This window comes from Flavobacterium aquicola, from assembly GCF_003385115.1.
GTDB classification, from domain to species: Bacteria; Bacteroidota; Bacteroidia; order Flavobacteriales; family Flavobacteriaceae; genus Flavobacterium; species Flavobacterium aquicola.
The window spans coordinates 337,370-349,802 of record NZ_QUNI01000005.1; the positions used below are offsets into that span (position 1 = coordinate 337,370).

Here is a 12,433-nt window from a genome sequence, read left to right on the forward strand (position 1 = left end):
TTGCACAACATAAAAACAAAGAACAAAATGGCTTTAAATACAATAAACCCAACCGAAACTTCTGCTTGGAAAAAACTTCAGGCACACTATACTGAAATACAAAAGGCTTCAATGACAGCAATGTTTCAAGCTGACTCATCAAGAACCGAAAAGTTTCATTTGAAATGGAATGATTTTTTAGTTGATTACTCTAAAAACAGAATAAGCCAGGAAACAATTGATTTGCTGCTTGAATTAGCAGATGAAACAGGTTTAAAAAGTGCTATTGCTGATTATTTTGGCGGAGCAATCATTAATCAAACTGAAGGCAGAGCTGTTTTACATACTGCTTTGAGAGCTCCAGCATCTGCTGTAATTAATGTAGATGGTGTGAATGTGATGCCGGAAGTATATGAAGTGAAGAATAAGGTAAAATTGTTTACTAACGAAGTTACTTCAGGACAAAGAACTGGTTATACAGGAAAAGCATTTACTGATGTTGTTAATATAGGTATTGGAGGTTCTGATTTGGGACCAGTTATGGCTGTTGAAGCTTTGCAATACTATAAAAATCATTTAAACGTACATTTTGCATCCAATGTTGATGGAGACCACGTTAATGAAATCATCAAAAAGTTAAATCCTGAAACTACCTTATTTGTAATTGTTTCGAAAACTTTTACAACTCAGGAGACATTAACTAATTCTGAAACTATCAAAGCTTGGTTTTTAAAATCAGCGAAGCAGGAAGATGTTGCTAAGCACTTTGTGGCAGTTTCAACTAATATTCAAAAAGTAACTGAATTCGGAATCAATCCAGAAAACGTATTCCCGATGTGGGATTGGGTTGGAGGACGTTTCTCTTTATGGAGTGCAGTAGGTCTTTCAATAAGTCTAGCAGTTGGTTTTGACAATTTTAATGATTTGTTAGCTGGAGCTAATGAAATGGACGAGCATTTCAAAACAGCTGATTTTGACAAAAATATACCAGTAACAATAGCATTACTTAGCGTTTGGTATAATAATTTCTTTGGTGCCGAAAGTGAAGCCTTAATTCCTTATACACAATATTTACAGAAACTGGCTCCTTATTTACAGCAGGGAACTATGGAAAGTAATGGTAAAAGTGTAGGCCGTGACGGGAAGCCTGTAAATTATGAAACAGGAACTATCATTTGGGGAGAGCCGGGTACAAATGCACAGCATGCTTTTTTTCAGTTAATTCACCAAGGAACTAAATTGATTCCAACTGATTTTATTGGATTTGTAAAACCATTATATGGAGATGACAATCATCATGACAAATTAATGTCAAACTTTTTTGCGCAGACAGAAGCTTTGATGAACGGAAAATCTTCAGAAGCGGTGCAGGCAGAATTTGATAAGCAAGGATTAAGCGCCGAAAAAGCAAGTGCTCTTTTACCGTTCAAAGTATTTGCAGGAAATAAACCAACGAATACAATTTTGATTCAGAAGCTGACTCCGAAATCTTTAGGTTCGCTGATTGCAATGTATGAACACAAAATTTTCGTGCAGGGTTTTATATGGAATATTTTTAGTTTTGACCAATGGGGAGTTGAACTTGGGAAGCAGTTAGCCAATTCAATATTGGACGAAATTAATTCTAAGGAAGTTAAAAATCATGATAGTTCTACTAAATTTTTATTGAATCATTTTCTAGAAAACAAATAAATCAATTTTTGATTTAACAAATAATAAAAGCTCTGAATAACAATCAGGGCTTTTTTTTGGATTAATAAAAGGTTGATTGTAAGAAAAATATATTTTTATAAAATAATCATGTGATATTAAATTCGGATTATTTAGGGATAAAAATAACTTAATCAATAATAGATTAACAATATATTTTCAAAATAGCTTTTTTCACACAAACTATGCTTTAAAGTGTATTTTATTAAAGTTTTCTTAACATTAGTTCGTTTAAATGTTATAATTTTGCCAAAAATAACTAAACTAACAAGAATGAAAACAATGAAAAATTGGTTACTCTCTGGATTACTGTTTTTGGTGGTATCTACTGTATTTTCGCAAGGGAAAATTACAGGTACTATTACAGATGGACAAAGTACATTACCTGGTGCAAATGTTGCTATTGCAGGTACATCAGCTAGTGCTTCAACAGGTTTTGATGGTAAATTTGCTATTGATTCGAATACGAACTCTGGGCAATTGATTATTTCGTATATTGGTTATGCTAGCCAAACTGTTGATTTTACAATTTCAAACGGAACTGCTAATTTAGGAAACATCACTTTGGTATCCAATTCTAATGAATTGAGCGAAATAGTGGTTAAATCATCTGTTGTAGATATTGCAAAAGATAGAAAAACTCCAGTTGCTGTTTCGACTATCAAAGCATCTGAAATTCAAGCAAAATTAGGAACTCAGGAATTCCCTGAGATTTTAAAAAATACACCTTCAGTCTATGCTGTCAAAGGAGGGGGAGGATTTGGAGATTCAAGAATTACTATTCGTGGATTCAACCAAAATAACATTGCTGTTATGATAAACGGAGTTCCTGTTAATGATATGGAAAATAGTTCTGTTTATTGGAGTAACTGGGCAGGTTTGTCTGATGTTACTTCAGCGATGCAGGTGCAAAGAGGTTTAGGTTCTTCAAAATTAGCAATAGCATCTGTTGGTGGTACAGTTAATATATTGACCAAAAGCTCTGACCGACAAGAGGGTGGTTCTATTGGTTCTTCATTTGGAAATGCTAATTACCTAAAAACACAAGTATCTTATTCTACAGGTAAATTAGAAAATGGTCTTTCGGCTTCTGTTTTATATAGTCATACTCAAGGTGACGGCTACGTAGATGGAACCGAGTTTGTGGGAGATAATTATTTTATAGCATTGGGTTATACTACTAAAAATAATAAACACGATTTTCAATTTACTTTTACAGGTGCGCCACAATGGCATGATCAAAGAAACTCTAGTATTACAATCGCTCAGTATCAAAAATATGGTTCTAAAGAAGATCCAAATACTAGATACAACTCAGATTGGGGGTATTTGAATGGTAAAGCATTCAATATGATTAGAAACTTCTACCACAAGCCGGTTGGATCTATAAACTGGGATTATAATATTAATGAGACTTCTAAATTATCTACTGTTGTCTACGGATCATGGGGCCGTGGTGGTGGAGCTAGAGGAGCAGGAGGAGTTAGAGGACAGACCTATACTTCAGATGTTTTTAGAACAGTTGATGGTTTGGTAGATTTTGATAAGATTCAAGCATATAACTCTGGACAAGCAACTGTTTTTGCTGATGGAGCGAATACAACAAGAACCGAAATTAACGGTAATTATCAAAACAGTTCAAGTACTGGTAGAAGTGGTACCTCCGGTAATTATGTTTACAATACGACCTCTGGTATTTCTCAAATTTCATCAATCAACTCTCATGATTGGTATGGAGCTGTAATTAATTTCAATAAAAAATTTACTGAAAATTTAACTTGGGATATAGGACTTGATGGAAGAACTTACACTGGTATCCATTATCAAAATTTAAATAACCTATTGGGTGCAGATGTGTATTTTGACAATACAGATGTTAATAATCCAAATAGAGTTTTAACCAATACTTATACAACTAAACCTTCTGGAAATCCTTTTGCAAATGCAAAAGAAGGAGATAAAATCAATTTTAACAATGATGGGAATGTAAACTGGTATGGAGCATTTACTCAATTAGAGTATTCAAAAGATAATTTGACTGCATTTATTCAAGGTGCTGTTTCTCAACAAGGTTTCAAAAGAGTAGATTATTTTAAATATAAAACTACTGATCCGCTTTCTTCCACAGATTATGAAAATATCCTTGGAGGCAACGTAAAAGGAGGAGTAAACTATAATATTAATGAACAGCATAATGTTTTTGTTAATGGTGGATATTATTCAAAACAGCCATTTTTTAACGCAGTATATCCTTCAAATGCTTCTATAGTCAATCCATATTTGGTAAATGAGAAAATCATGAGTGTTGAAGGTGGTTATGGTTTCCGTTCTGGAATTTTTACTGCCAATGTGAATTTATATTACACTACTTGGGATGATAGAAATTTAAGAACAAATGATCCTAACACGGGTGCAAATCCTGGTGGATATTATGATTATACAGGTTTAGGTGAGACTCACATGGGGGTTGAGTTTGAAGGTAATGTTAAAGTTACTGATAAATTCAGAGTTAATGGAATGTTCTCTTATGGAAACTGGGAGTATAGTGGGAATGCAAATTCAACATTGTATAATAATGCCAACGAAGAATTGAGTAAAGCTCTTTTATACTTAGATAAAGTTAAAGTAGGTGATGCTGCTCAAATCACAGCTTCTTTGGGAGCTTCTTATGAGGTGTTAGAAAGAGTTACTTTTGATGCTAATTATAATTTTAATGACAATTTATATGCTGCAATTTCTCCTGACAAATTTACGAAGGAGAATAATAAAGGATCTTTAGAACTGCCTTCTTACGGATTGTTAGATGCTGGATTCTCTTATAAAATGCTTGTAGGTGCTAAAAAGAATAAATCAGTAAATTTTAGAATAAATGTGAATAATGTTTTAGACGAAGTTTATATTGCTGAGTCAAGATCTAACATCTTTGCAGATGATTTTATTTCAGGTACTTCAGGGCCAACTTATGCATCAGCAGGAAGAACATACGATGGAGTTGCGGATGCAAATCAGGTTTTCTTCGGATTTGGAAGAACTTGGAACTTTAGTTTACGTTACGATTTCTAATATATTTAGAATCTAAATAAATATCAAAAAACGGCATTGACTTTTAGTTAAATGCCGTTTTTTTATGCCCTTTTTTGTTATATTTGTTTAAATTAAAATTTTTTTTATGTACAACATTCTACAAAAAGCACACTCTGGATGGGCTTATATTGCATTGTTAGTTCTTGTTATAGCGGTCGTTAATGCCATAATAGGAATGTCTTCCAAAAAAGAATTTACTCCAAAAGACAGGAAAATAGCTTTGTTTGGATTAATTGGAACACACGTTCAATTAATGTTTGGTTTAATTTTGTATTTTGTATCTCCGCTGGGATTAGCTTCTTTGGGTCAAATGTCAGATAAAGCATTGCGATTAACTTCATTAGAACATCCTTTGGTTAATATAATTGCAGTCACTCTGATTACAATTGGCTGGTCAAAGCATAAAAAAGCAACTACAAGCGAGTCAAAATTTAAAGGCTTTGCTATATTTTACGGCTTAGGATTAGTGCTTATTTTAAGCAGAATTCCATGGTCCTTGTGGTTTTAAACCATTTATAAAGTCCTGAAAAGGACTTTTTTTTTCCAATTTTTTTTGCGCATCAAAGTTTCACCTAATAAACTCTAAATGAAAAAAATAATCACACTTTTATTTTTACTTGTCAATCTTGGCATAGTAAGCAGTCAAAGTACTATTATTAACAGCAAAAAATTTTCCATTAATAAAGACACTGTAAAAAAAGCGGCTAAAGTTGCTGAAAAAGTTGTTGAACCGGTTGCTATCGCCCCAGATACTGTAATTGTTGAGACTGGAAAATTTATGTTTTTTAAAAAAGATGCCCATGCTTCCTATTACCATGATAAATTTAATGGTAAAAAAACGGCTAGCGGAAAACGATTTGACAATAAAAAGTTAACAGCAGCACATCGAAAATTTCCTTTTGGAACCAAGCTTAGAATCACTAATGAAGCCAATGGTAAATCAGTAATAGTAGAGGTAATTGATAGAGGGCCTTTTGCCCGTGGGAGAGAAATTGATTTAAGCAAAAAAGCTTTCATGGATATTGCTTCCAATAAAAGCAGCGGAGCTGTAATTGTTAAAATTGAAGAATTACAAAAATAATTTTAGGCTTCAAGCATTAGCTTTAATTACCAATTTTTAAAGGGATTTGTACTTAGATACGCATTGTAAAATCGTTTGTCATTAGTAACTTCTTCTCCTAACCAAATTGGTTTTTCAAAGGATTGAGTTTCATATTGCAGTTCAATTTCAGCCATAATCAAACCTTCATTGTCGCCGTAGAATTCATCTATTTCAATAATATGAAGACCAGCTTTAACCTCAAATCTAGTTTTGTCAATTACGCCAGCTTCGCATAAAAGCAATAAACTTTCGGCTTCATCAACAGGAATTTCTTTTTCCCATTCAAAACGGGACAAACCGGATTCGCTGGATATTCCTTTTATGGTCAAAAAACCTTTGCTGCCTTTTATTCGCACACGGACTGTTCTTTCGCGAACGGAACTCAAATAACCTTGTTTTATTCTATTTTGAGTAAAAGCCTCTGTTTTAAAAGCCTCTGAAGTAACCAAAAATTTTCGTTCTATTTCAAGCATTTTGAAGATTATTTTTTATGAGAATAAGAAAATTTATTCAGCTGTTCATAATATCTTTTTCTTTTTAAAGAAAAGGCAAATGCAAAAGAGATTTTACATCTGAGCTAGTATGTTGGTCAAAGATATTCATTTATTTTACAGTAAAGGCGTTCCCTTTTTTTAAAACGGTCTAAATTTGCAGTATGTCCGAACCGCTTCCATATAGAAAAATCATACACATCGACATGGATGCTTTCTATGCCTCGGTGGAGCAAATGGATAACCCCGAACTGCGTGGAAAGCCTATTGCGGTTGGCGGAGCCGAAAATCGGGGAGTGGTGTCGGCGGCTAGTTATGAAGCCCGAAAATTTGGAGTCCGTTCAGCGATAAGTGGTTTTTTGGCCAAAAAGAACTGTCCAGAACTCATTTTTGTCCGGCCTCGTTTTGACCGATACAAAGAAATATCCAAAAAAATCCACAAAATATTCTCTGATTATACCGATTTGATAGAGCCGCTTTCACTGGACGAAGCTTATCTGGATGTTACTAAAAACAAAAAAGGAAATCCCAGTGCCAGTTTATTGGCACAGGAAATAAGGGAAAGAATATTTAATGAAGTCGGATTAACGGCTTCGGCGGGGATTTCGGTGAATAAATTTGTTGCCAAAATTGCGAGCGATTACAATAAACCCAACGGTCAGAAAACGGTTAGTCCAGATGAAGTCATTGCTTTTTTAGAACAATTACCAATTCAGAAATTTTATGGCGTAGGAAAAGTTACTGCCGAAAAAATGTTTCAGCTAGGAATATTTACCGGCATGGATTTGAAATTGAAGCCGATTGAATTTTTGGAAAAACATTTTGGTAAGTCGGGTAGTTTCTATTATAATGTAGTGAGGGGCATTCACAATAGTGAAGTAAAGTCAAACCGTATTACTAAATCCGTTGCTGCCGAACATACTTTTGATGTTAATCTTTCTTCTGAAATATTCATGATCGAAAGGCTTGAAAAAATAGCGCAGGAATTGGAACGCCGTTTAAAAAAATACCAAATTTCTGGTAAAACCATTACGCTGAAAATAAAATACAGCGATTTTACACAACAAACAAGGAGTAAATCTATGCCTTATTTTATTTCGGACAAATCACTGATTCTGGAAACCGTCAAAGAATTATTATATCAAGAGAAAATGAAAGACTCGGTACGGCTTCTTGGGATTTCTTTAAGTAACTTGAATAACGAAATCAAAAAAACAATTGTGGTGCAGCTAAAATTTGATTTCTAACCGAGCTATAATTTTTTTTTATTGCTATTGTTGCTGCTGTTCGATATAACTTATCTGCTCATTTATTTCCTGGGGGATTTTTTCGAGCTGTACATCATTCATTTCTTCAAAATGACGTCCATCTTCATATCGTATAGAAACACTGACAGACAGCGTCTGTCTTGCCAATCCTTTAAAAGTACCTTTGATTAATGTGCAGTCATAAAAATTTCGTCCAACAGATAATTTTACGTGGTTGTCCATAGTCCAGATATTATTTGTTGGATCCAATCCCAGCCAGCCTTGAATTGGAGAGTAAATTTCGACCCAGGCATGTGTGGCTCCTTCGCCTCTTAGTCCGCTTTCGTTCGGGCAGACATAACCGCTTACATATCTAGAAGGAATACCTGCAGTTCTTAAAAATTGCAGTAAGACGTGAGCAAAATCTTGGCAGACACCTTTTTTTAATTCCAGAATTTCATCAATTGTAGTTTCTATATTGGTGATTCCTTTAGTGTACGTAAAGTTGTTAAATATATATTCATTGCATAATTGTGCAACAGTTATTATTGAATTATTGGCAGCATCAAAGGATGCTAAAACAGCATCAATATCTTGTTGTCTTGCTATTGTTTCGGGATAACTGAGTCTTAATAATGTGATGTCATTATTTTTTTCTTCTTGTAAATCTTTTGCGGTTGTAATTTCGGCTTCTGGAATTTTAAGAGAATGATTTACACGAACTGTCATCCGGGATTCGATTGTCATTTCATTATGTGCTGCCAGATTATTGAAGTTTGCTACACGATTGCCGTAATAATCCCGAAAATATTCTATTTCAGGATCGTGCGAAATTAGCAGCTGGTGATCAAGTACTTCCTGATCCTTAAAATGATGAGGAAACAAACGAATTTCGTTTATACTTTCTTTTATGGGTAAGCTGTATTGATATTTAGTGATATGTGTTATTTTAAATATTGCCATAAGGTGCTAAGTATAGGAGAAAAATAATTTTGAAAAATCGACAGAAAATTGATTAAGCTGTGTTTTTGTTGTTTCTAAAACCTCTTCCAATTGTTTGTTGGTCATGTGATGGTAATCGGTATAAACGATATAACTTTTTAATCTTCCAAATTGATTATACAATGTTCGGGCTTCGCTTATTTCGCTGTCTTTTACAAGGCAGTCCAAATATTTATTGATTAAGTCTAATGTAAAAATCACAGAATGTGCGAAATCATAATTAAAAATAACGTGTTCAACTATTTTTCTGTTATGTTTAATGTTGCTGTAACTCTTGAGGTACAGTTCATAACCGGATAAGGAGAGCAAGAGCCTTTTCCAGTACATAACATCCTCGTTTCCGTCCAGATTATAATTGATCGGAATGTAATAAGCCTGAGTCATCGATATTGTCTGCAGGCATCGTTCAATTAGTTTACCAATACTCGAAAAACTCCAGCCAAGTCCTCTAGGCATTGTAACATGGAAAATACCATTGTAAAGCAGCAGTTCTTTGTTAAGCTTATTTACGACCTTTAGAGCATCGGAGCCTTCCAGCTTTCTGGGAAGTTCGGGCGAATTCATATAATGATAGAGTGAATTGATATGTTCCCAGAGTTCTTTGGTAATTTTATCCTGTGAACCTCTGGCATTTTCACGTGCTTTTACAACCAGATTTTTAACCGAGTTATGATTTTGACTGTCACAAATGATATATTTCAAAATAAAGGCAGTGTCGTTTTGGACTTCTTCTATTTGATCGTATGTCAAATTGGTATAGTATCTTAATAAAGGTTTGTAACCTTGGCAGTCATCGGTTTCTTTATCAAATGAAAGAATGTAGCTTGTGTTAAGAGTTAATAACATCCCGTCTGTTCTTTCCATATATCTGTTGAGCCAGAACATTCCGTCTGCTACTCGGCTTAGCATATTTGCTTTCATTTGAATTGGTTTTTAAATTTAGATAAACAGCGTTTGATTGTTAGAAACTCAATGATTATATTTTCTTCTGATGCGAGATTCTACTATGGATGCATCAGAAGAAATATAAGGTTATATTAATTCTTTGTTCTAACATTTGTAAATAATCGGTTCGACTATAGTTTCAAAAATAGATTCTATAATTGGAGCTTGAGAGTCCATTTTGATTGCTGTTTCTTTTTTTATTAAATGATTTGAAACGATTGCAGTTTCGGTGCTGAGTAAAAACATCCCGTCTTTAATTCCACTTGTCATGATTGTTTTCATAGGTATAAAAATTTATTGGTTATAATTTATATTGAAACATTGGTTTGGTTTATTGCTTTTTAAAAATTAAAAAAGCTGAGTTTAATTTTCTTTACAAATTGAAGGATTTTATTTTCTGATGTTGTGTTTGTCGTAATTTCCAATTTGGGAACAGTAATAGTTTCAGTAAATTTTATTTTGGCCTTTTTTGCTTTTTTTGTTTTTTTTTTACTGGGTTCTATTTCGATATTTATTCCGTCAAAAGGATCTGCCAGAGGATCAAAACTTATACTTTGTGATATTGTTGTACTTGATTTTTCATCATTTTTTTCTTCAGTAGAACTAGGTTTAAATTCAGTAGGTTTTGAATGATTTAAATGTTCTATCACCATTTCAGGTAAAAAAGCAAACTTTGTGCTTTCGTTTTTTTCGAGATTTGTTTTATTCTTTTCCATTTGTATTCATTTTAAAAATTAAAATGAAATTACTTTATGATCCAAGTATCTTTACTTCCTCCTCCTTGAGAAGAGTTTACGACCAATGAACCTTCGGTTAGTGCGACTCGAGTAAGTCCTCCAGGTACAATTTCTACTCCATTGGGTCCGCATAAAGCATAGGGCCTTAAATCAACATGGCGTAATTTCAATTGGCCATCAATAAGACATGGGACTGTGCTTAGTTGAATTATAGGTTGTGCTATAAAATTTCTAGGGTTTGCGAGAATGGCTGTCTTTCCATTTTCAAGTTCTTCTGGGGTTGCTTTATTCCCCATAATCATTCCATATCCGCCGCTTCCATTGGTTTCTTTAATTACCATGTTTTCCATATCGGCAAATACTAGTTCTCTTTCATCTATATTTTCCATTTGGTATGTTGGAACATTTTTAAGTATTGGTTCTTCGTTAAGGTAATATTTGATCATATCTGGGACATAAGCATAAACAGCTTTGTCGTCGGCAACACCATTACCAACAGCGTTTACTAAAGCTACTGTGCCATGACGGTAAGCGCTTATTAGGCCAGGCACACCTAGTGTACTGTCTGGTTTGAAAACCAATGGATCTAGATAATCGTCATCTAGACGTCTGTAAATAACATCTACTTGCTGTAAGCCCGACGTCGTTTTCATATAGACCCTATTATTGTTTACTACAAGATCTCTTCCTTCTACAAGTGGAATACCCATTTGTCTCGCTAAAAAAGTATGCTCATAATATGCCGAATTATAAACACCTGGTGTAAGCAGTACTACATTGGGTTTAGAAACATTGCGCGGTGAAAGCGAAATCAATATGTTGTGAAATATATTTGGATAGTTGCCTACAGTGTTTACTTTATTAGTTGCAAGCATATCGGGGAAAATACGTTTTGTAATTTCTCGGTTTTCCAGCATATAGCTCACGCCACTTGGGCATCTTAGATTGTCTTCCAGAACATAGAATTCACCTTTAGCACCGCGTATTAAATCAATTCCGGCGATATGCACATGGATATTATGAGGGACTTTTATTCCGTGAACTTCCTGTATATAATGGGGGCATGAGGCAACTAATGAAGCAGGAATTATGCCGTCTTTTATAATTTGCTGTCCGTTGTATACATCCTCCAAAAATAAGTTAAGGGCTTTTAACCGCTGTTTAATGCCGGTTTCTACTTCGCTCCACTCTGCTTTTGTAATAATCCTAGGAATGATATCAAAAGGAAAGATTCGTTCAATTCCCTGATTGTTATCGCTGTAAACCGTAAAGGTAATTCCCTGATTCATGAATAAATCTGAAGCCTGAATCTGTTTGTCATTTAGGCTTTCTGGATTTAAATTTTGTAACGTATTTAGGACTTGAGCGTATGAATCTCGAACGCCTTCATTAGAGAACATTTCGTCCCAGCCTTTTGGGTTTAATTGCGGTATAAGTTTCATCATGTTTCCCTAATATTAAATAATCAACAATTTTTCGAAATAGGGTCTTATATGGACATATTTTAGACTAAGTTATTAAATTATTATCGGTGAAATTGACATTTACATGATTATTTTTCAATTTATGCGATTTTGATTTTTAGTCAATATTTTTTTAAAGATTTTAATTTTTTAGCCTAATTTTTTGATTGATTTCGCATTTCAATATTTTAATTTTCGATAACATTCTGGATGCCAGTAATAAGATTTTGCTTTTAAAGAGTTTTATTGAATAAAGGATACGAAGCTTGTTGACAGTTTCATTATCTCTGTTGAGAAATGAATTTCTAATTATGCTGCGTTAATGTATAATAATCTTGAAAAGTATTTTATGAAGGGGATAGTAATTTAGGATATCAAAAAGCTATACAAATGGAATATTATGACTTAAAAGTAACGTTCAAAAAATATAAGTGTTGTAAAAGTATAGGGACGCAGCCTGAAATAAGGATTGAGAAAGCGTTATGGAGCTTAGGTTATCGCTATCGAAAAAATAACAAGACAGTTTTTTTCTAAAATTTAGATTAAAAAGTGGTCATTACTACAAACAAAAAAATCCTAACCATTTCTGATTAGGATTTTGCTCCCCTAACTGGTAGTTTCTCGAACCATTTTATTGAAGATCTCAAGAAAATATACGATTTAAAAGGGCTAA

Annotated in this window: 12 protein-coding genes; 6 read left to right on the plus strand and 6 right to left on the minus strand. The window is 33.7% G+C overall.

The window, feature by feature from the left end:
- Nucleotides 1-27: 27 nt before the first annotated feature.
- The 4 genes from pgi to C8P67_RS11135 all read left to right on the plus strand — a co-directional run bounded on the left by pgi (nucleotide 28) and on the right by C8P67_RS11135 (nucleotide 5,854).
- Nucleotides 28-1,671, plus strand: a complete 1,644-nt coding sequence (pgi, locus tag C8P67_RS11120; protein WP_115813243.1) for a glucose-6-phosphate isomerase — start codon at nucleotides 28-30, stop codon at nucleotides 1,669-1,671.
- A gap of 291 nt (nucleotides 1,672-1,962) precedes the next feature.
- On the plus strand, nucleotides 1,963-4,752 hold the full coding sequence (locus C8P67_RS11125) for a TonB-dependent receptor (protein WP_115813244.1): 2,790 nt from the start codon (nucleotides 1,963-1,965) through the stop codon (nucleotides 4,750-4,752).
- A 106-nt stretch (nucleotides 4,753-4,858) separates the two neighbouring features.
- A complete protein-coding gene (locus tag C8P67_RS11130; RefSeq protein WP_115813245.1) occupies nucleotides 4,859-5,281 on the plus strand; it encodes a hypothetical protein in 423 nt (140 codons plus the stop codon).
- A gap of 78 nt (nucleotides 5,282-5,359) precedes the next feature.
- On the plus strand, nucleotides 5,360-5,854 hold the full coding sequence (locus C8P67_RS11135; protein ID WP_115813246.1) for a septal ring lytic transglycosylase RlpA family protein: 495 nt from the start codon (nucleotides 5,360-5,362) through the stop codon (nucleotides 5,852-5,854).
- A gap of 26 nt (nucleotides 5,855-5,880) precedes the next feature.
- Here the strand turns inward: C8P67_RS11135 and C8P67_RS11140 are convergent, their stop codons facing one another.
- Complete coding sequence (locus C8P67_RS11140; RefSeq protein WP_115813247.1) at nucleotides 5,881-6,348, minus strand: CYTH domain-containing protein; 468 nt, start codon at nucleotides 6,346-6,348, stop codon at nucleotides 5,881-5,883.
- A 182-nt stretch (nucleotides 6,349-6,530) separates the two neighbouring features.
- Between C8P67_RS11140 and dinB the strand changes: the two genes are divergently transcribed.
- Nucleotides 6,531-7,613, plus strand: coding sequence for a DNA polymerase IV (gene dinB / locus C8P67_RS11145; protein WP_115813248.1), 1,083 nt, complete (start codon nucleotides 6,531-6,533; stop codon nucleotides 7,611-7,613).
- A gap of 24 nt (nucleotides 7,614-7,637) precedes the next feature.
- Here dinB and C8P67_RS11150 read toward each other — a convergent pair whose 3' ends face one another.
- From C8P67_RS11150 to C8P67_RS11165, 5 genes are all read right to left on the minus strand, one after another.
- Entirely contained in the window at nucleotides 7,638-8,576 is a 939-nt protein-coding gene (locus tag C8P67_RS11150) for a transglutaminase family protein (protein WP_115813249.1), read from the minus strand.
- 6 nt (nucleotides 8,577-8,582) lie between these two features.
- Complete coding sequence (locus C8P67_RS11155; RefSeq protein ID WP_115813250.1) at nucleotides 8,583-9,536, minus strand: alpha-E domain-containing protein; 954 nt, start codon at nucleotides 9,534-9,536, stop codon at nucleotides 8,583-8,585.
- A 129-nt stretch (nucleotides 9,537-9,665) separates the two neighbouring features.
- On the minus strand, nucleotides 9,666-9,842 hold the full coding sequence (locus C8P67_RS22125; RefSeq protein ID WP_170141452.1) for a hypothetical protein: 177 nt from the start codon (nucleotides 9,840-9,842) through the stop codon (nucleotides 9,666-9,668).
- Nucleotides 9,843-9,901: 59 nt separating this feature from the next.
- Nucleotides 9,902-10,276, minus strand: coding sequence for a hypothetical protein (locus C8P67_RS11160; RefSeq protein ID WP_115813251.1), 375 nt, complete (start codon nucleotides 10,274-10,276; stop codon nucleotides 9,902-9,904).
- Between the two features lie 29 nt (nucleotides 10,277-10,305).
- Nucleotides 10,306-11,742 (minus strand): circularly permuted type 2 ATP-grasp protein, encoded by a 1,437-nt coding sequence (locus C8P67_RS11165; RefSeq protein WP_115813252.1) that lies wholly within the window; start codon nucleotides 11,740-11,742, stop codon nucleotides 10,306-10,308.
- Nucleotides 11,743-12,150: 408 nt separating this feature from the next.
- Here C8P67_RS11165 and C8P67_RS11170 point away from each other — a divergent pair, with 408 nt between their 5' ends.
- Nucleotides 12,151-12,294: a PDDEXK family nuclease gene (locus C8P67_RS11170; RefSeq protein ID WP_115813253.1), complete on the plus strand. Its 144-nt coding sequence runs from the start codon at nucleotides 12,151-12,153 to the stop codon at nucleotides 12,292-12,294.
- Nucleotides 12,295-12,433 lie beyond the last annotated feature (139 nt).